The sequence below is a fragment of the Pseudomonas sp. SDO52101_S400 genome, from assembly GCF_054071635.1.
This window is the reverse complement of sequence record NZ_JBSVWF010000003.1, coordinates 126,482-146,202: the sequence shown is the minus strand read 5'-3', so window position 1 is coordinate 146,202 and position 19,721 is coordinate 126,482. Positions and strand designations below refer to the sequence as shown.

18 protein-coding genes are annotated in these 19,721 nt (G+C 61.6%); 10 read left to right on the top strand and 8 right to left on the bottom strand.

Translation table 11 applies throughout. From position 1 onward, the window contains the following. Positions 1-29 precede the first annotated feature (29 nt). Complete coding sequence (locus ACW9HX_RS02215) at positions 30-752, bottom strand: pirin family protein (protein ID WP_457379330.1); 723 nt, start codon at positions 750-752, stop codon at positions 30-32. Between the two features lie 213 nt (positions 753-965). Here ACW9HX_RS02215 and ACW9HX_RS02210 point away from each other — a divergent pair, with 213 nt between their 5' ends. Together ACW9HX_RS02210 and ACW9HX_RS02205 are read left to right on the top strand one after the other, a co-directional pair. Continuing rightward, the gene (locus ACW9HX_RS02210) at positions 966-1,916 is read left to right on the top strand and encodes a GlxA family transcriptional regulator (RefSeq protein ID WP_457379329.1); all 951 of its coding nucleotides are present in this window, start codon (positions 966-968) and stop codon (positions 1,914-1,916) included. 90 nt (positions 1,917-2,006) lie between these two features. Continuing rightward, on the top strand, positions 2,007-3,479 hold the full coding sequence (locus tag ACW9HX_RS02205) for an ATP-binding protein (RefSeq protein ID WP_457379328.1): 1,473 nt from the start codon (positions 2,007-2,009) through the stop codon (positions 3,477-3,479). Here the strand turns inward: ACW9HX_RS02205 and ACW9HX_RS02200 are convergent. Continuing rightward, positions 3,441-6,227 (bottom strand): ATP-binding protein, encoded by a 2,787-nt coding sequence (locus tag ACW9HX_RS02200; RefSeq protein WP_457379327.1) that lies wholly within the window; start codon positions 6,225-6,227, stop codon positions 3,441-3,443. The two genes, ACW9HX_RS02205 and ACW9HX_RS02200, sit on opposite strands and share 39 nt — an antisense overlap. 332 nt (positions 6,228-6,559) lie before the next feature. Here ACW9HX_RS02200 and ACW9HX_RS02195 point away from each other — a divergent pair, with 332 nt between their 5' ends. After that, positions 6,560-7,129, top strand: coding sequence for a flavodoxin family protein (locus tag ACW9HX_RS02195; protein WP_457379326.1), 570 nt, complete (start codon positions 6,560-6,562; stop codon positions 7,127-7,129). A 7-nt stretch (positions 7,130-7,136) separates the two neighbouring features. Here ACW9HX_RS02195 and ACW9HX_RS02190 read toward each other — a convergent pair whose 3' ends face one another. Then, complete coding sequence (locus tag ACW9HX_RS02190; RefSeq protein ID WP_457379325.1) at positions 7,137-7,538, bottom strand: helix-turn-helix domain-containing protein; 402 nt, start codon at positions 7,536-7,538, stop codon at positions 7,137-7,139. Positions 7,539-7,747: 209 nt separating this feature from the next. Between ACW9HX_RS02190 and ACW9HX_RS02185 the strand changes: the two genes are divergently transcribed. The 5 genes from ACW9HX_RS02185 to ycaC all read left to right on the top strand — a co-directional run bounded on the left by ACW9HX_RS02185 (position 7,748) and on the right by ycaC (position 12,466). Then, the gene (locus tag ACW9HX_RS02185; RefSeq protein ID WP_457379324.1) at positions 7,748-8,668 is read left to right on the top strand and encodes a LysR family transcriptional regulator; all 921 of its coding nucleotides are present in this window, start codon (positions 7,748-7,750) and stop codon (positions 8,666-8,668) included. A 179-nt stretch (positions 8,669-8,847) separates the two neighbouring features. After that, complete coding sequence (locus tag ACW9HX_RS02180; RefSeq protein ID WP_457379323.1) at positions 8,848-9,264, top strand: DoxX family protein; 417 nt, start codon at positions 8,848-8,850, stop codon at positions 9,262-9,264. Then, positions 9,257-9,883 carry an antibiotic biosynthesis monooxygenase gene (locus ACW9HX_RS02175; RefSeq protein WP_457379322.1) on the top strand — a complete coding sequence of 209 codons (627 nt, stop codon included), beginning with the start codon at positions 9,257-9,259 and terminating at the stop codon, positions 9,881-9,883. Before ACW9HX_RS02180 ends, ACW9HX_RS02175 begins: the two co-directional genes overlap by 8 nt. A gap of 45 nt (positions 9,884-9,928) precedes the next feature. Beyond that, positions 9,929-11,773, top strand: coding sequence for an amidohydrolase (locus ACW9HX_RS02170; protein ID WP_457379321.1), 1,845 nt, complete (start codon positions 9,929-9,931; stop codon positions 11,771-11,773). Positions 11,774-11,839: 66 nt separating this feature from the next. Continuing rightward, positions 11,840-12,466, top strand: coding sequence for an isochorismate family cysteine hydrolase YcaC (gene ycaC / locus ACW9HX_RS02165; protein ID WP_011333417.1), 627 nt, complete (start codon positions 11,840-11,842; stop codon positions 12,464-12,466). Positions 12,467-12,740: 274 nt separating this feature from the next. On the opposite strand, the gene ACW9HX_RS02160 is transcribed toward ycaC, so the two are convergent. Beyond that, complete coding sequence (locus ACW9HX_RS02160; protein WP_457379320.1) at positions 12,741-14,168, bottom strand: mechanosensitive ion channel domain-containing protein; 1,428 nt, start codon at positions 14,166-14,168, stop codon at positions 12,741-12,743. Positions 14,169-14,231: 63 nt separating this feature from the next. Further along, positions 14,232-15,248, bottom strand: coding sequence for an alpha/beta hydrolase (locus ACW9HX_RS02155; protein ID WP_457379319.1), 1,017 nt, complete (start codon positions 15,246-15,248; stop codon positions 14,232-14,234). Positions 15,249-15,410: 162 nt separating this feature from the next. On the opposite strand from ACW9HX_RS02155, the gene ACW9HX_RS02150 reads away from it, so the two are divergent. Then, positions 15,411-16,310, top strand: a complete 900-nt coding sequence (locus tag ACW9HX_RS02150) for a LysR family transcriptional regulator (protein ID WP_457379318.1) — start codon at positions 15,411-15,413, stop codon at positions 16,308-16,310. A gap of 126 nt (positions 16,311-16,436) precedes the next feature. On the opposite strand, the gene ACW9HX_RS02145 is transcribed toward ACW9HX_RS02150, so the two are convergent. From ACW9HX_RS02145 to gspG, 3 genes are all read right to left on the bottom strand, one after another. Continuing rightward, on the bottom strand, positions 16,437-17,006 hold the full coding sequence (locus ACW9HX_RS02145; protein WP_457379317.1) for a hypothetical protein: 570 nt from the start codon (positions 17,004-17,006) through the stop codon (positions 16,437-16,439). A gap of 76 nt (positions 17,007-17,082) precedes the next feature. Next, a complete protein-coding gene (locus ACW9HX_RS02140) occupies positions 17,083-18,270 on the bottom strand; it encodes a type II secretion system F family protein (RefSeq protein WP_457379316.1) in 1,188 nt (395 codons plus the stop codon). A 14-nt stretch (positions 18,271-18,284) separates the two neighbouring features. Then, the gene (gene gspG, locus ACW9HX_RS02135) at positions 18,285-18,713 is read right to left on the bottom strand and encodes a type II secretion system major pseudopilin GspG (RefSeq protein ID WP_102622369.1); all 429 of its coding nucleotides are present in this window, start codon (positions 18,711-18,713) and stop codon (positions 18,285-18,287) included. A 202-nt stretch (positions 18,714-18,915) separates the two neighbouring features. On the opposite strand from gspG, the gene ACW9HX_RS02130 reads away from it, so the two are divergent. Beyond that, positions 18,916-19,527, top strand: coding sequence for a lytic transglycosylase domain-containing protein (locus tag ACW9HX_RS02130; RefSeq protein WP_249484031.1), 612 nt, complete (start codon positions 18,916-18,918; stop codon positions 19,525-19,527). The last annotated feature ends 194 nt before the right edge of the window (positions 19,528-19,721 follow it).

Below are 19,721 nucleotides of genomic sequence, written 5' to 3'. Positions count from 1 at the left end.
GTTTTTTTGTGAGCGCTGAAACCGAAGCCTCATGGCATTTCCGGCAACTCCTGTGGCCGCAGATCAAACACCAGTACTTCGGCGTCCTGGCCATTGCTCAGGGTCAGCACCTGTTCTTCACGAACCCGAACACCGTCGCCTTCCTTCAACTGCACGCCGTTCAGTTCAACGCTGCCGCGGGCAACATGCACATAGGCGTAGCGGTTAGCAGGCAATTCCAGTGTGGCGCTTTCCGGGCCATCGAACAGCCCGGCATACACGCGTGCATCCTGGCGCACTTTGAGCGAGCCGTGGGTGCCTTCGGGCGAGATGATCAGTTGCAGGCGACCGCGTTTTTTCTGCTCGCTGAAGTGCTCCTGTTGATAGCGCGGTTTGGCGCCGCTGACGTCTGGCACGATCCAGATCTGCAGGAAGTGCACAGGCTTGCTTGCCGAGTGGTTGAACTCGCTGTGGGCCACGCCGCTGCCAGCACTCATCAGTTGCACGTCGCCGGGGCGGATCACCGAACCGGTGCCCAGGGTGTCCTTGTGTTCCAGTGCGCCTTCGAGCACATAGGAGAAAATCTCCATGTCACGATGCGGGTGCTGGCCGAAGCCTTTGCCGGCAGCAACGCGGTCATCGTTGATCACCAGCAGATCGGAGAAACCTTGTTCACGCGGGTCGCGATAACTGGCGAAAGAAAAGGTGTGGAATGACTTCAACCAGCCATGATTGGCCAGACCACGGTCGGAAGCTTTGCGAAGGGTCAGCATGATGAAATCTCCTTTCAGGACGTTGATTCGTCCGAGTGAGGAGAAGGTTACTGGTTACTCTTTGGCGCAATAAGTAGATGAAAATTGAAAAACTGTCTCCTCAGGGTTGACAGTTATGTGCGTCAGTTCACGCATTCTTTTCCAACGTTGTCGCTGTACTTGGCCATAATGCGGCAACTTATAACCGTTAATCGATTTCAGTGATGTTTGCTCATGAAAACCGTGGCAATGGTGTTGTTTCCCGAGTTTCTTCTGCTCGACATGGCCGGGCCGCTGGAAGTGTTTTCGGTTGCCAACCGATACCTGAAGCCGGACGCCCATTATCAACTGACGCTTCTGGGTAGCGAGCACGGTCCGCTGCGTGCCTCCAACGGTGTGCTGGTGCATACCGACCGGCACATCGACGACGCGGCTGAACATTATGATCTTCTGCTGGTTCCGGGCGGGCCTGGTGCCTACAACGAAAAGTGTCCACCGCTGCTGGATTGGCTCAAAGGTGCGGTCGGTCGTGCCGATCGCTACGGTTCGATATGCACGGGGGCCTTCGTGCTCGGCTATGCCGGGTTGCTCGACGGGTATCGCGTAACCACCCACTGGAACTACACCGAACGCTTGATCAAGGGCTTTCCCAACGCAAATGTTGCGACCGACCAGATCTTTGTCGAGGACCGTAACCTGATCACCTCGGGCGGTGTGACGGCTGGAATCGATCTGGCGCTGGCGGTTGTGGCTCAGGATCACGGCAAGAAAGTTGCCCAGGACGTAGCCAAAGTGCTGTTGGTCGTCATGAAACGTCAGGGCGGTCAGGCGCAATTCAGCCCGCTGATGGCGGCGGTATCGCCCCACGAAACCCCTGTCACCCGAGTGCAGAATCACGTTCTGGAGCATCTCGAAGAAACCTTCACCATCGAGCGCATGGCCAGCCTTGCAAACATGAGTGCACGGCATTTCGCCCGGGTGTTCGCCCGCGAAGTCAACATGACGCCCATGGAGTTCCTGCAAAGCGCGCGCATCGATTGCGCCCGCAATCTGCTGGAGACCAGCGATCTGCCGTTGAAGACTGTGGCCTACAAAAGCGGTTTCGGCAGCGTGCGCCACATGCGTTTTCTGTTCGGCGAAAAGCTTGGGCTGACGCCTGCACAGTACCGGGAACAGTTCAGCTAGAGCGATTCTGTCCGTTACGGGCATCCGGATGTCCGTGTTGCGCCCCGTGTGACGGTTGTACCGTCATCGTGGCCTGCCAAGATAACGGACATGAACAGCCTCAACGAATTGAACTCGGCGTCGGTCCTGCGCTTCGGCCCGTACGCGTTTCATTTGCGCCAACGGCTGATCCTCGAAGGGGATCGGCAACTGCGCATGGGCGGTCGTGCGCTGGACATTCTGCAAGTGCTGGTCGAGCGCGCCGGCCGGGTGGTCAGTAAGGAGCAATTGATCGCGCTGGTGTGGCCGACGTCAGTGGTCGAGGAGATCAACCTGCGGGTGCACATCGCCGCGTTGCGTCGGGCCCTCGGCGATGGCGAGAACGGTCAGCGCTACATCGTCAATGTGCCGCAATGCGGGTACAGCTTCGTTGCGCCGGTGGACGGCGATACTGTTGCCCAAGTGGTGTTCGAAAGTCTCCAGGCGCCACAGCACAATCTGCCCGCACGGTTGACCCCTGTCACTGGCCGTGACTCGCTGGTCGGTGGCCTGGTGCGGCAACTGCCGCTGTCCCGATTGATAACGGTGACGGGACCTGCCGGCGTCGGCAAAAGCACGGTGGCGCTGAGAGCGGCGGAGTTGCTGTTGCAGCATTTTCGCGATGGCGTGTGGCGCGTGGATTTATCACGGGTCGGCGAGCAAACCTCGCTCGTCGATCATCTGTTGCAAGTCCTCGATATCGACTTCGCAACACTGGCGGCGCGCCACGCCTTGCTGGTGCTGGACAATTGCGAACACCTGCACGAAGCCTGCCGTGGTTTGCTGGAGACCCTGCTGAACGCAGCGCCCCGTCTTTCAATCCTTGCCACCAGCCGTGAGCCGTTGCGTCTTGGCCTGGAAGTCCTCCAGCCATTGCCGCCTCTCAGCACGCCTAAAACCTCGGCGCTCAACAGTGTCGATGAGGTCATGGGCTATTCGGCGGTGCAACTGTTTGTCAGTCGCGCCCGAGCGCGTCAACACGACTTCCGTTTGCGTGAACAGGATCTGGAAACGGTGCGCGATATCTGTCGGCGGCTCGACGGTCTGCCGTTGGCGATCGAACTGGCGGCGGCGCAGATCGATGCACTGGCGCTGGTCGGGCTTCAGGCGCAACTGGATAACGGTCTGCAGGTCTTGAGTCACGGCCGCCGGACCGCCGTTCCCCGCCATCAGTCGATGCAAGCCGCGCTTGACTGGAGCTATCAGCGCTTGAGCGAGCACGAACAACGCGTACTGCAACGCTTGTCGGTGTTCAGGATGGCGTTCACGCTGGACGCTGCCATTGGTGTGATCAGTTGCGTGCAACTGCCACCCTCGACGCTGGTGGCAGTCGTTGAACAGTTGGCGGCCAAGTCGTTGCTGACGGTGGATCGCTCCAGCGGAACACTGCGCTATCGAATGCTCAATACCACGCGCCGCTATGCCCGTGAACAGCTGGAGCAGGGCGGCGAATTGAATGATGTCGAGCGTCGGCACGCGCGTTACCTGGGCCGCACCCGGCCAGCCTCAAGCGGCCGACTGACCACGCAGTTCGTCGAGCAGTAAACGCACCTTGCGCAAGTCCGGGGTGGCGTAGCCTTCGGTGAAGCGCTGGTAGATCGGTGTCAGCAATTCGAGCGCCTCACGATAACGCGACTGGCGCTGCCACAACTGAGCCAGCGACGTCGAGCTACGCAGTTCCCAGGCCAGGGCGCCTTGCGTCCGGGCAATCGCCAGGGATTGCTGCAAGGCGCTTTCGACCGTGTGATGACAGGGCGACTCAGCGGCCAGCAATCGCTCGGCCCGGGCTCGCAGGATCTCTGCGGTGCTCCAGCCAGCTGCGCCGCTCTGCGCCCGTTCCAGCAACGCATCGTCAACAAAACCGGGGTCCAGAGTGACCATGATTTCCCTGACCAGGCCGCTATCGGCAGTCGGGATGACGGGGGCATTGTCGGCGTCGATCACCTGCGCATAGTGCCGCGCCCATGTATAGAACAGCAGCACCGAATGTTTCTGCGCCTGTTCGAGCAGCAGTTGCAACAGAGCGCGGGCATTTTGTACGTCGCCGTTGTAATGGGCGATCAGACACGAAGCGAGTGCCAGGGTGTAGCAGATCGAAGTGCCGTGGTTGATCTGTACCGCGATGTCCAGCGCCTGCCGTGCCGTACGCCAGGCCTGCTCGGGAAATCCTTGCAGCCACAGTACCCGGGCGAGGACAGTCAGCGAGGCGACGCTCTGGTCGTACTGCACACCGAAACCGTGGGTGAAACGGTTGAGATGGCCGCTTTGAGCCATGCGTTGGATCACTTGTTCGGCATGGATTCGCGCCTGTTGCTGATCGCCGGCGTAGTGCAGGGCGAGTACCCGTAAACGGTGGGTACTCAAGGACAATTGTGCATCGCCGTGCAGGCCGAGGCTTTCGAATTGCTCGCTCTGCTCCAGGGCCATCCGGTAATTTCCGCAACTGAGATTGACCGCCATGTGCCCCGACACGGCGCGCAATTGCCCGGCCTTGTCATCGTGCCGTTGCGCCAGCAGATGCGCGCTGGTGAAGGCTTCGATGGTTTCCGGTGTGCCGCCCCAGGTGTGGTAGCAGGCACTGCCCAGTGCCAGTTTCAAAGCGATTTCCAGTCGCGGGCAAGGCTCCTCGGATGACGCCAGCAAGACGAGTGCCCGGCGCACATGGACGCCGTACTCCTTGAGCAGGGACAACTCCTGCCACAACGGCGCGGAAGTCGCCGTCAGGCGCACGCCGAGAGGGCGCGAGCCTTCATCGTTCAGCGTCCACTCAAGCGCCGTCCGCAAGTCTTCGAGGCCACGGGCGTAGCGCTCGATCCATAACCCGGTCGGTGTGTTCTCCCAGTCAGCCTGGGCCTGATGCATCAACGCCAGGCAGCGTTCGGCATGACGTTCACGGGTTTCGCCGAGTTCGGCGGCCAGGTCGAGTTTTTCCAGCGCATAGCGGCGAGTGGTGTCGAGCAGACGATAGAACACTTCTTCATCGCCGACCTCGACGTTGAGCAGCGACTTGGCGACCAGTTGCGTGATCGAGGCGAAAACTTCATCAGGCTCGATGTGCTGGCCGACGATGACCGCTGCAGCGGACTCCAGAGTGAATGCGCCACGGAACACACCCAGCCGGCGCAGGCCGGTCTGTTCACAGCCGTTGAGCAGGTTGAAGCTCCAGTCCAGCGTGGCCCGCAGGGTTTCATGCCGACCGAGGTGAGTCTGATTGCCCGTAGGCAAGCGCCCCTGAAGCTGACTCAACAAACCTTCCAGCCCGAGGCTCGCCACCTGCGCGGCTGCCAGTTCCAGCGCCAGGGGAATGCCATCCAGCCGACGGCAGATTTCGACGATCAAGGGCAGGTCGGCATTGCCCGGCTCAAAGTGTTCGTGGGCGGCCATCGCCCGCTCGACGAACAGTTGCAGTGCGGAAAATCCCAGCGCCTGATCGCGGTCGAGTACCGCAATCGGCGGCGGACAGTCGAGGGATTCCAGTCGCTGTACGTACTCGCCCTCGGCGCGCAGGCTTTCGCGGCTGGTGGCCAGAATGTGTACCTGTGGTGCGCCACGCAGAATGCTTTCACTCAGCAGCGCCACGGCGTCGATCAAATGCTCGCAGTTATCGATCACCAGCAGCATCTGCCGCTCGCGCAGGCTGTTGATCAGACAGGCCATCGGCTCACTGTCATGCAGCGAAAGATCCAGCAGGGCGGCGAGGTGCGAACAGATCGAGCCCGGATCGTTGAGCGGCGCCAGATCCAGCAGACGGATACCGTCGCGATAGCGGCCGATCAATTGCTCGGCGACGCGCAGGGCCACGGTGGTCTTGCCGATGCCACCGGGGCCAACGAGGGTGATGCAGCGCTGGCGCGGCAGTTGCGTCATCAGGCTGTCGACCACCGACTGGCGACCGATCATCCGTGTACGACGCAATGGCAGGTTGTGCCGACCGATGGGTTCAGTAGCGGGGCGTTGTTCGATGGATTGCAGCAGGATCGGCGCGACAAAACTGTAACCGCGCTGCGCCACCGTAACGATGTATCGCTGCCCGGCCTGACCGTCGCCAAGTGCCTTGCGCAGCGCGGCCATGTGTACCCGCAGATTGATGTCTTCCACTACGCTGTCCGGCCAGATTGCGGCGATCAACTGCTGCTTGCTCACAACCTCGCCGGCGTTGGCCAGCAGGATCAGCAGAATGTCCATGGCGCGGCGGCCCAGGCGCAACGGCTGGTCGCCCTCAAGCACCAGCCGCTGGCCGGGGTGGATCCGATAGGGGCCGAAACCGAGGGCCTGATTCGGGGAAAGACTCAACCGCTCACTCCTGCGATGTTTTTGTAATCCTGCGCTGTCGTGGTGAAGAACCTGTGACGGGCAGGGCGGATAGACACTTGAGGGGCACGCAAGCTGTCTGATCCGCGGTATCCGGCCATATTCCTCAGGATTCGATGCCAGCGCAACGTGCGCGAAGGCCTGCCGCTTGAGCATCGATCGGCATTCCGTGCCGTCACCACTGTATTTAAAGGCTGGAACCTGTGCCGGCTCACCCGACAACCGGGAAAAATTAACAACGATTAACTCGTCCGCGCCCGCTCCAGAGCCAAAACTCCAAGGCAATGGAATGCATACGTCCGGAGGACGCTGCGATGAGCAAGGTAGTGGTGGTCTATCACAGTGGCTACGGGCACACCCGCGTCATGGCCCAGGCTGTGGCCAAGGGAGTGGAGCGCCACTTGGGCAGCACCTGCCTGTTACTGGCGGTGGAAGACGTGGAAGCCCACTGGGATGACCTGCACCGCGCCGACGCCATCATCTTCGGCGCGCCGACCTACATGGGCAGCGCTTCGGCGGCATTCAAGCAATTCATGGAGGCCACGGCCCCGTTCTACCTCGCCCGGCCGTGGCGCAACAAACTCGCAGCGGGCTTCACCAACTCCGGCAGCCTGTGTGGCGACAAGCTCAATACGCTTTTGCAAATGGCGGTGTTTGCTGCCCAGCACTCGATGATCTGGGTCGGGCTTGATCTGTTGCCGGCGCGTTCTTGCGAAGGTGTGTTCGACGGTCAATTGAATCGCCTCGGCAGCTCCCTCGGCGCCATGTCCCAATCCTGCGTCGAACAACCGCCCGAGCAGGTTCCCCCGCTGGAAGATCAACTGACTGCCGCGCACCTGGGCGAGCGGGTAGCGCGACTGGCTCAGCGGATGGTGCGGGAATGAAACCGCCTCAGCGGTTTTTCATGACCTGACAACGCCACGCAAACGGGTTGATCCCTTCGCTGCGGGTGAAGATGTGGCAGAAGTGCGCCTGATCGCAAAAGCCGCATTCCAGGCTGATCTGCGTGAGGCTGTGGTTGGTGTGCTGGATCAACAGTTTGGCCCGGGCAATGCGCTGGGTGCGGATCCAGTCTTGCGGCGAGTAACCGGTACTGCACTTGAACGCCCTGGAAAAATGACTGCGCGACAGTGCGCAGGCGTTGGCCAGTTCGGTGACTTCAAGGCTGTCGCCCAAGCGTTCGAGGATCAGTTGTTTCACCAGCCGCTCGCGTTGCGGGCTGAGGCCGCCGGTGTTGATTTTGCGGGGTTCGCTGGCAGGGGCGAGGGCGACGGTTTGCTGTGAATGAGCCATGGCCAATGTCCGTGTCGGGGGGGAAGGCACGGTCGGCGCCTTCCCTCAGGTCAAAAAAACAACGCTGCGCAGAGGGATTCATTGTTTGGCGAGGGGCGAAGGCTGACGAGTTAAACGTTGTTAATTCCGCCGCCAAAGCTGATTTCGAATGGCCGCCGATCAAGTAAAGTGCGTAGCACTTGCGCCTGGCCAAAAAGGGAAACACGTCCATGAACCGAAACGATCTGCGCCGCGTCGACATGAACCTGCTGGTGATTTTCGAAGCGTTGATGTTCGAGAAGAACCTGACCCGCGTCGCCGAAAAACTGTTCATGGGCCAACCGGCAGTGAGCGCGGCGCTGGGCCGCTTGCGCGATCTGTTCGACGATCCGCTGCTGCTGCGCAACGGCCGAGGCATGGAGCCGACCGCGCGGGCGCTGGCGATTCTTCAGGAACTGCAACCGGCAATGGACGTGATTTCCGGCGCGGTCAGCCGGGCCAAGGAGTTCGATCCGGCAACCAGTTGCGACGTGTTCCGCATCGGCTTGTCGGATGACGCCGAGTTCGGTCTGTTCCCGCCGCTGCTGCGCCAGTTGCAGGAAGAGGCACCGGGGATTGTCGTGGTGGTGCGCCGCGCCAACTACCTGCTGATGCCGACGCTGCTGGCGTCCGGGGAAATCTCCGTTGGTGTGAGTTACACCACCGATCTGCCAGCCAACGCCAAGCGCAAGAAACTGCGCGACATTCCCTGCAAGGTGCTGCGCGGCGACAACCGGCCGGGGCCTCTGACCCTCGACGAATACTGCGAGCGTCCCCATGCGATGGTGTCGTTCTCCGGCGATCTGAGCGGCAACATCGACGTGGACCTGGCCAAGGTCGGCCGCAGCCGCCGGGTGGTGCTTGGGGTGCCGCAGTTCAGCGGTTTGCGCGCCTTGCTCGCGGGTACCGAGATGATCGCCACCGTACCGGATTACGCCGCGTGTGCGTTGGTTGAAGGTTGTGCGTTGCGGGCCGAAGATCCGCCGTTTCCGATTGATGCGGCGCAACTGTCGATGGCGTGGAGCGGGGTGCATGACAACGACCCGGCGGAGAAGTGGCTGCGGTCACGGATCAGTCAATTCATGTCGGTGTCGCTGGATATTCCGGCGTAACAAGACCTGAAACACAATTCGTTTGTCGCCTCATAACCCTGTGGGAACAAGCTCGCTCCCACAATAATTTGTGTCGTTCGTGGGTTCTGCGTGCTCTCGTAAAAAGAGCACACCCATCCAATTTCCCCCCCGATCAATCGTTGCACCATTGCCTGCAATGATTGATCAAGGGTGGGCCCATGAACGCTGTACAACGCAATGACCAGGCGCAAAACCTCGGCCTGCTGTTCCTGCGGGTCTCCGGCGGGTTGTTTCTCCTGTTCGTCCACGGCTTGCCCAAGCTGCTGGACTTCACCGCGCAACTGCAACTGATCGAAGACCCGTTCCACCTCGGTGCCCACCTCACTTTGATTCTGGCGATCTTCGCCGAAGTCCTCTGTCCGCTGCTGATCGTCGCCGGGGTGCTGGCGCGTCTGGCGTGCTTGCCTATTCTGTTTGTGCTGCTGGTGGCGCTGCTGCTCGTGCATCCGCAATGGAGTGTGGCTGAAGGGCAGTTCGGCTGGTTGCTGTTGATCCTCTTCACCACTGTTCTGATCGCCGGGCCCGGAAGGCTGGCGCTCAATACCCGTTTGCCCGGAGTGCTCCGTTATGCCTGATTCCCAGACCCTGAAAAAGCCGGGACCCGAAGAAACCGTGACGCTGATCGTCAAGCACCGGGTCAAGGCCGGTTTCGAACAGCCGTACGAAGCCTGGCTGCGCAATATCGTCAGCGTGGCGGGGCGTGAAGAAGGGCACCTGGGCGTGGACGTGATGCGCAGCAAGCAGGGCGGGCTCGCGCTGTTTACGTGCGTGTTGCGTTATTGCTCGACCGAGGCGATGCAGCGCTGGCTCGACTCGCCGCAGCGTCAGAAGCTGATCGATGAAGCCGCACCGATGCTTGCCGACGGCGACCAGGTCGAGGTCAATGCGGCCAACGAGTTCTGGTTCACGCCACTGGCCGATGCCGCCTCGCCGCCACCGCGCTGGAAGCAGGCAGTGGTATCACTTTTCGTGATCCTGCCACACACCTTGCTGGTGCCCTTGATCTGGGGACCGTTGCTCAAGCTCAACGGATTTCTTTCCAACTACGTGGTCGCCACGTTTCTGATCACCCTGACCATCGTGGTGTCGGTGGTCTACGTGTGCATGCCGGCCGCCACCCGATTGTTCGCGCCATGGCTGACCGCCAGTCAGCCCCATGAACACCTGGAATCCAACGCCAACCCGCCGCGCTGAGCCGGCAGGTCTGGGCTTCGTTTCACTTATATCGAAGGAACTGCGATGAACGCCAACGCTGATCTGATTCTGTTCAATGGCCAATTTCATACCGTAGACCGCGCAAAACCCCTCGCCAGCGCCGTGGCGATCAAGGACGGCCGCTTCGCCGTCGTCGGCAATGATGCGCAAGCCATGGCCCTGCGCGGCGCGGGCACCCAGGTGGTCGATCTCAAGGGCCGTTGCGTGATTCCCGGCCTCAACGACTCGCACTTGCACCTGATCCGTGGCGGTCTGAACTACAACCTCGAACTGCGCTGGGAAGGCGTGCCGTCCTTGGCCGATGCGCTGCGCATGCTCAAGGATCAGGCCGACCGCACGCCGACGCCGCAATGGGTACGCGTGGTGGGTGGCTGGAACGAATTCCAGTTCGCCGAAAAGCGCATGCCGACTCTCGAAGAAATCAACCAGGCAGCGCCGGACACCCCGGTGTTCATCCTCCACCTGTATGACCGTGCGTTGCTCAACCGCGCTGCGTTGCGCGTGGCCGGTTACACCCGCGATACGCCAAATCCGCCGGGCGGCGAGATCGTGCGCGATGCCAACGGCAACCCGACCGGCATGCTGGTGGCGCGGCCGAACGCGATGATCCTGTACTCGACGCTTGCCAAAGGGCCGAAGCTGCCACTGGAATATCAGGTCAACTCGACCCGTCAGTTCATGCGCGAGCTCAATCGCCTCGGTCTGACCAGCGCCATCGATGCCGGCGGCGGTTTCCAGAACTACCCCGACGACTATCAGGTGATCGAGCAGTTGGCCAAAGATGAGCAACTGACCGTGCGCATCGCCTATAACCTGTTCACCCAGAAGCCGAAAGAAGAGCTGACCGATTTCCAGAACTGGACCGGCAGTGTCAAGTTGCATCAGGGCGATGACTTCCTGCGCCACAACGGCGCCGGCGAGATGCTGGTGTTCTCGGCAGCGGACTTCGAAGACTTCCTCGAACCGCGCCCGGACCTGCCGCAAACCATGGAGCAGGAGCTGGAGCCGGTGGTGCGCCACCTGGTCGAGCAGCGCTGGCCGTTCCGTCTGCACGCCACCTACAACGAATCCATCAGCCGCATGCTTGACGTGTTCGAGAAGGTCAACCGCGACATTCCGTTCAACGGTTTGCCATGGTTCTTCGACCACGCGGAAACCATCACCCCGCAGAACATCGAGCGCGTCAAAGCGCTGGGCGGCGGTATTGCGATCCAGGATCGCATGGCGTTCCAGGGCGAATATTTCGTCGACCGTTACGGCAAACAGGCCGCCGAAGCCACGCCACCGATCAAACGCATGCTCGCTGAAGGCGTACCGGTCGGCGCGGGAACCGATGCCACGCGGGTGTCCAGCTATAACCCGTGGACCTCGCTGTACTGGATGGTCAGCGGTCGCACCGTTGGCGGTCTGGCGCTGTATGAAGAAGGTCTGCCGCGCGCCACCGCGCTGGAACTGTTCACCCACGGCAGCGCCTGGTTCTCGTCCGAGCAGGGCAACAAGGGCCAGATCAAGGTCGGCCAACTGGCGGATCTGGCAGCGCTGAGCGCGGACTTCTTCCACGTTGAAGAAGAAGCGATCAAGTGGATCGAGTCGGTGCTGACCGTCGTCGGCGGCAAGATCGTTTATTCCGCTGGCGACTTCGAAGACCTTGGCCCGCGTGCCTTGCCGGTTCTGCCGGACTGGTCGCCGGTGGCGAAAGTCCCGGGTCACTGGCGACCGAATGCGCCGTTGCAGGCTCAGGTACACCAGTGCAGCGGCCCGTGTGCCGTGCATACCCACAGCCATGAAAAAGCACGGATGTCGAATGCGCCGGTCAGCGATTTCGCCGGTTTCTGGGGCGCGTTCGGTTGCTCCTGCTTCGCTTTCTGATCCCGTAAACGGCGCCGGTCTTCGTGGCCGGCGCTTGCCGCATCACCCATCCCCGAGGAGTTTCACATGAGCAACGTTCCTTACAAGCGCTTGAACAAAGACGACGCCGTGGTACTGCTGGTCGACCACCAGACCGGCCTGATCTCGCTGGTGCAGGATTTCTCGCCGAACGAGTTCAAGAACAACGTGCTGGCCCTGGGCGACATCGCCAAGTTCTTCAACCTGCCAACCATCCTCACCACCAGCTTCGACAGCGGCCCGAACGGCCCGATCGTGCCTGAGCTGAAAGAGCAATTCCCGGACGCACCGTTCATTGCCCGTCCTGGCCAGATCAACGCCTGGGACAACGAAGACTTCGTCAAAGCGATCAAGGCCACAGGTCGCAAGCAACTGATCATCGCCGGTGTGGTGACTGATGTCTGCGTGGCGTTCCCGACCCTGTCGGCCATCGCTGAAGGTTTTGAGGTGTTCGTGGTAACCGACGCTTCCGGCACTTTCAACACCACCGTGCAACAAGCGGCGTGGGCGCGTATGTCGGCTGCTGGTGCTCATCTGTTGAACTGGTTTGCTGTGGCTTGCGAGCTGCAAGGTGACTGGCGCAACGACATGGAAGGTTTGGCGAATCTGCTGTCCCAGCGTCTGCCGAATTACCGCAACCTGATCAACAGCTACACCAAGTTCACTGCCAAGTAATTGGTTGGAGAAAAATGCCCGCTTAAGAGCGGGCATTTTTTTGTTCCTGAGATTTGGTTTTCATTTCAAAGGCTGCCCTCACCCCAGCCCTCTCCCGGAGGGAGAGGGGGCCGACCGAGGTGTTCTTTCGAGGTACATCGACCTGAAAAATCGGGTCGAACTCAGGACCTGAACATCATGGAGATCGGCTCCCTTTCCCCCTCGCCCCCCTGGGGGAGAGGGCTGGGGTGAGGGGGTTGCTCTTGAAGGCGACGGGGATTCAGAGGTGCAAACATCACCGCTTCTGCAACCACCCCAAAAACCCACCCTTGCGAACCGGCAAAGGCTGGGCCATCAACGCCAACCGACTGTTCTGCTGCCGTACCGCCTGCAATTTATTCAAAGCCCGACCCACTTCACTGCGCTGTTCCATGCACTGGCGAGTCAGGTTCTTGTCGAGGCGATAAATGATCGAAGACGTCAGCGCGGTAAACGTCGCCTGCGAAGGCGTATCAGCCAGAATGCTCTGTTCGCCCATGACCTCACTCGGCCCCATGCGCCCAGCCTCGGTGAAACCGTTGCCGTCCGGCACGCTGGCGCTGACCACGCCGGTGGCGATCACGAACAGGCTGTCCGGGACTTCCTCCAGATTGAGCACTACCTGCCCGGCGCTGTACTGCTGCGCGACCATCGATTCGGCAAGGCGATCGCGTTCTTCATGGCTCAGGGAACGGAAGATTTTCACTTCATCGAGCAAGGCGCGGGCACGGGTAGAAGGTTCGATCACACCGTCCGGGTGCCGCGAAATGCCGGCGGCTTCGAGATGGCGGTGGGCGAGGTCGAACAGTTGATTGCGCACCTCAGCCTTCTTGCCCAGCTCGGCGATAAAACCGCTGGCTACGTATTCGGACATCTCTTCGCCGGCCTCTTTGAGCACGGCTTTCGGCGCGGGCGTCAGCAGCAAACTGCTACTGCCTTGCAGCGTACGGTCGAGGGCGTCGAGGACCCGGCGCGGGCGGATGTGATTCGGCACCTTGATGCTGATCGAAACGCCGTGCAGGTTGTTCGGGCGGCTGAGGTTGACGATCTTGGCCTTGGCCGCCACCGAGTTCGGCACCACGGCCAGGGTGCCGGCGCTGGTCAGCAGGTGCGTGGCGCGCCAGTCGATGTCGAGCACTTTGCCTTCGACGCCGTCGATCACCACGAAATCGTCTACCTGATACGGCTTGGTGGTGTTGAGCACGATGCCCGAGAACACGTCGCTCAAGGTGCTTTGCAGCGCCAGACCGACCACGATGGCGAACACCCCGGAGGTAGCGAGCAGGCCTTTGACCGGCAGCTCCAGCACATAACCGGCGGCCGCAACGATGGCCACCAGAAACACCAGCGCACCGATCACGTCCTGCAACAAGCGGCCGCTGTGGCCGATGCGGCGCATCAGGATCAGGCCGATCACCTCGGTCAGCGCCCGCGCGGCGTACAGCCACCAGAAAATCCCCAGCGCTGTCGCGCCCAGTTGCGCCACCTGGTCATCGGTAAACAATGGCGCCTGCAACGGGCTGACGCCGGCATTGATGATCAGCGCGCTGAAAGCCAGAAACAGCACCAGCCGCACGCCGACCCGTTGCGCGCGATGTTTGAACGGCGCGAGGTGCCAGAGCAGGGCGTCAAGCACCAGCAGCAGGGCGCTCCAGGACAGCAGGTGGGCAGAAAAAAGGCTCATGAGTCGAACTCCGGCGGACACAAAAGAAAACGCCACACCCGAAGGTGTGGCGAGAGGTTGCACTCAGTTCAGATGGGTCTTGAGTTCCGCTGCTGCCTGACGCACGGCGGCTTTCACTTCAGGAATGCCGTTCAGCGGGTTGAGCAGGCCGAAGTCATGAATCATCCCGTTGTAGCGCACCGAAGTGACCGGCACACCGGCCGCGTCGAGGTGGCGGGCGTAGCCTTCGCCTTCGTCACGCAGCACGTCGAACTCGGCGGTCTGCACCAGTGCGGCGGGCAGGCCCTTGAGCTGTTCGGCGCTGGCGTTGAGCGGCGAGGCGTGGATCTGCGCACGCTCGGCCGGGTTGGTGGTGTAGTTGTCCCAGAACCACTGCATCATGCCTTTGGTCAGGAAATGGCCCTCGGCGAATTGCTGGTACGAGCCGTTATCGAAACCTGCGTTGGTCACCGGCCACATCAGCAACTGGAAGCGCAGGGCCGGGGTTTTCTGCTCCTTGGCCATCAGAGCCACGACCGCCGCCATGTTGCCGCCTACGCTGTTACCGGCTACCGCCAGACGCTTGCCGTCGACACCGATGTCCTTACCGTGCTCAGCCACCCATTTGGTTGCCGCATAAGCCTGGTTGATCGCGGTCGGGTACTGCGCTTCTGGCGACGGCGTGTAATCGACGTACACCGCGACCGCGCCAGAACCCACCACCAGATCGCGGATCAGGCGTTGGTGCGTCGGGAAATCGCCCAGCACCCAGCCGCCACCGTGGAAGAACATGAACACCGGCAACTCGCCCTTGACCTTGGCCGGGCGCACCACTTTCAGGTTGATCGTCTGGCCATCGACCTTGATCGCCTTGTCGCTGACTTCAACGCCGGACAGGTCAACCTTCACCGAAGCCTGGGCGCCGGTCAGCACCGCACGGGCGTCCTTCGGGCTCAGTTGCTCAAGCGGTTTGCCACCGCCGGCGGCGAGGGCATCGAGGAAGGCCTGGGTGGTGTGTTCGACGCCAGTGCCTTCGGCGGCGAATGCGTTGCCGATGGACAGGGCGAGGAGGGAAGCGGCGAGGGTTTTCTTGATGTTCATGAGCAATTCCTTTTTAAGTCGTTTGAGTTTTTGTATGCCTTGGGATCGGGCTGCTGTGGCGCTGGGCTTCAGGCCTCAGCAACACCGTGAGCACAGATTAATGAGGTGCCGGAAAGTGAAAAAGCGGCTATAAAGCGTTTAACTGTCAACCAGAGAGTGACAATGAACCCATTCGAAGACATGCGTATTTTTTGCCAGGTGATGGACTCCGGCAGCTTCACGGCGGCGGCCGATCAGTTAGGCCTGTCCAAGCAGTTCGTCAGCCGTCGGCTGATGCAATTGGAGGAGCGCCTGGGCGTGCGGTTGCTCAATCGCTCGACCCGACGCCTCGACGTGACGCCACTGGGCCAGAGCTATTACGAATCGGCGCTGCGGCTGTTGAGCGAAGTCGAACAGGTAGAGCAGGGCATCGCCGGGCAGACCGCCGAGCCGCGCGGGACGATTCGTGTCAGCGCGCCGCTGTCGTTTGCGGTGGCGCATCTGGGGTGTCTGCTGCCGCTGTTCTTGCAGCGTTATCGCGAGGTGACGGTCGAGGTCGATCTGAGTGACCGTCCGGTGGATTTACTCGGCGAGGGCTATGACCTGGCGCTGCGGATCGGCGTGCTGGAAGACTCGACCCTGATCGCCCGGCGCATCGCGGCCATCGAGCGGGTGTACTGCGCCAGTCCTGCGTATCTGGCCGAGCGCGGCACACCGGTCAAACCGGAAGACTTGCTTAGCCATGACTGCCTGCCATACGGGCACGGGCGTTCGGTGCAGTGGCGATTCAATGCAGGGCAGGGCAAGCCGCTGCTGGTGAATGTCACCGGGCGGATGCGCGTCAACAACGGTGAGTTGCTGCGCGATGCGGCGGTGGCGGGGATGGGGATTACCTATCTGCCGACGTTCATTGTCGGGGCCGCGCTGAAGGATGGGCGGCTGGTGCCGGTGCTGGATGATTTGCGTCCGGAGCCGTTGATTCTGTCGGCGGTGTATCCGCAGCACCGTCAGGCGTCGCGACCGGTGCAGGCGTTGATCGAGTTTTTGCGTGAGCGGCTGGATCAGACAAAAGGCGTTTTGTAGGCGCTACAAAACATTGTGGGATTGGGCTTGCTCGCTAAAGCGGTGGGTCAGTCAATACAGGAGTGACGGACCTGACGTTTTCGCGAGCAAGCCCGCTCCCACAGGGGTAGGGCGTTTCAAAGTGATTTAGTTGGCGCGCTTGTCATCACCCGGCTCGCCGCCAACGTGTACGCCACGGTTATCACCGATTTCGCCAGCGCGGTGTACGCCATGGTCATCCCCGACCTCGCCAGCGCGGTGTACGCCATGGTCATCCCCGACCTCGCCGGCCCGATGAACCCCATGATCGTCGCCGGCTTCGGCGTGGGTGCCGTTGCGTCCTGAAGAGGCGCTGTCGCCGGAATGGCCCGAACCATGGTCGCTGCCGCTGTGGCCACTGTTGCCACCGCCACCGCTGCCACTGTTGCCTCCACTGCCGCCGCCGTGGCTACCGCCATTGCCGCCTCCGCCACTGCCACCGTTGCCGCCGCCTCCACCGCCGCTACCACCCCCTCCGTTGCCTCCACCACCGCCTCCATTTCCGCCGCCACCACCGCCACTACCGCCGCCGCCACCACCACCGCTTCCTCCACCCCCACTTCCACCTTCCTTGGCCTGAACGCTGGACACCCCGGACAGGTTGTCCGGGATCAATACGGTGGACGCCGACAGGACCGCGCCGATGGCCATTGCGAGCATGAGCTTTTGAATGTGCATATCGTTCTCCGTCTTTGTTGTCTTGGTTGGGAACGTGGATGTGCGTTGTTGCCGGTAAGCCGACCCGTTCCCGGGGTCAGTGAATGCTTGAAGCGAGTTCGAAGATCGGGATGTACATCAGGATCACGATGACCCCGATCAACAAGCCGATGAAGGTCATGAGCAGCGGTTCGAACAGCCGCACGAACCACTCGATCCAGCGGCTGATTTCCTCGTCGTAGAAATCGGCGCTGCGTTCCATCATTTGCCCGAGGTTGCCGGACTGCTCGCCGGCGCGCAGCAGGCGCAGGGACACCGGCGTCACCAGCCGATTGAGCTCAAGCGCAGTGGACAACGATTGCCCCTCACGCACCCGCTCGCAGGCCTGGTCCAAACGTGCCCGCGAGGCCACGGTGAGCAGGCCCCGGACCATGCCCATGGCGGTCACCAGAGGAATCCCGCCTTGCAGCAGAATCCCCAGTGATCGATAAAACCGCGCCAGCTCATACATGAAGATCCGCTGGTGCACGGCGGGCAGTTTCTCCACCAGCCGATCCAGCCCACGGCGAAACGCCGGTTGTTTCTGCAACATGGCGAGGGCGGTGATGATCGCCGCCAGAATCCCGAAGAACTCACCCTGGTGGGCATGCAAAAACATCCCGCTGCTCATCAGGATTTGCGACAGCCACGGCAGGTTCGAGCCCAGCCCTTCGAACACCAGACTGAAGCGCGGCACCACGTAGCCCATCAGAAACAGCACCACGCCACCGCCGACTACCAGCAACAGCAAGGGGTAGATCGAGGCACTGACGATCTTCTGCCGCACCTCGTCCATGCGCTGGCGATAGCTGACATAACGCCCCAGCGCATCGCCGACCGCGCCGGTTTTCTCGCTGGACTGTACCAGCGCCACGTACAGCGGCGGGAAAACCGCCGACAGCTGGGCCAACGCCTGGGAAAACGATTTGCCCTCGTACAGCAACCGCACCAGCTCACTCAAGGTTTTGCGGGCGGCGGGCGCGGTTTCTTTTTCCGCCAGGCTTTCCAGTGCATCGATCAACGGCAGGCCGGCGTTGAGCAACGTGGTCAATTCCTGGCTGAACAACACCAGATTGAAGGTTTCACGCTGGCTCAGGCGCAATGAACGCCAGTGACGCTCGGCGTGCAGGCTGACCACGCGCAGACCCTGATCCTCGGCGATGCGTCGCGCTTCGCTGTGACCGGGCGCCTCGATGCTCAGCGACACCACGCCGGCCTTGCCCACTGCCTTCAGATGAAAACGCATGCCGTGTGCTCCGCTCATTGCCAGTTGGTGACTTCGGCGTTTTCACCTTCGCCGCCGGGCTGGCCGTCCTTGCCCATCGACAGCAAGTCGTACTCGGCGTTTTCGCCGGGGTAGCGGTAGGTGTAATTACGGCCCCAAGGGTCCTGCGGGAGTTTTTTCTGCAAGTACGGGCCGGTCCATTTCGCCTCGTCGCTCGGCGCGGTCACCAGCGCCTGCAAGCCCTGTTCGGTTGACGGGTAGTGGCCGACTTCCAGCCGATACAAGTCCAGCGCCTTGCCCAGGCCTTCGATCTGCGCCTTGGCGACTTTGACTTCGGAGCGCCCCAGCTGGGCGAAATATTTGGGCGCGACGATCCCGGCCAGCAGGCCGAGCACCACCAGCACCACGAGCAATTCGAGCAGGGTAAAACCCTGTTGGGCGCGCGGACGAACATGCAGCTTCATGATGACCTCCGGTGAATGGCAGCCGAGTCGCCTGAGGGCTCATGCAATTGCCATGCTCAGCCCCCGATAATTCCTGCTGGTGGGCTGAACCCCTTGAAATACGGGCTTCTCGAGAGTCGGCACAGTGCTTGCGTACGGCTGATTCACGACAGGTCAGTGGGGCATTTCCCCCAATTTTTCGGGGCCTGTCAGGGGAGGCCCAATGCTCAATCCAATCTGCGCAGGACTGCTTGGCTGCATGCTGTTGACCGGCATCGCCGAGGCCGATGTGTTTGTCTCCGTGGACGCCAAGGGCAGCTACGTGCTGTCCAACGTCCACCGCCCCGGACGCACCTACGAACGGGTGATCCATGAGGCGCAAATGCCTGTGGTCAGTCTTGACCGGCAACCGCAATTGATCGCCAACCAGCCCTACGCGGAACTGGTGTCGGCGGCGGCCACGGCCAATCACTTGCCCGAGGCACTGTTGCACGCGGTGATCAACGCCGAATCGAACTACAACCCCGGCGCCACCTCGCCCAAAGGGGCCGGCGGGCTGATGCAACTGATGCCCGACACCGCCCGGGAACTGGGGGTGACCGACGTCTATGACCCCCAGGCCAACATCCAGGGCGGGGCCCGATATCTCAAGCGCCTGATGACCCTGTTCGATAACGACATCGCCTTGGCGGTGGCGGCCTACAACGCCGGCCCCGACGCGGTGCTCAGCCGTGGCCGGGTGATCCCGCCGTTCGCCGAAACCCAGCGTTATGTCCCCAGCGTCCTGCGCCAGTACCGGCGTTTGCAGGGACTGGCGGCGGACGCGCCGTTGTAAACCATCAACCCGGTTTTCCCCACTATCGGGGCAAACCCGCCGGGTTGGAAAAACGGGGAATCGGGTGGGGAATATCCCCCGGACTCTCAAGTGGCTTCTGTAACTGACTGAACCGTAATGCAATTTTTTGTGGCATGCGGATTGCTCCAGCGGGTTTGTCGAGAATCATTCCCTGTGAGCACCCACTACGAGGT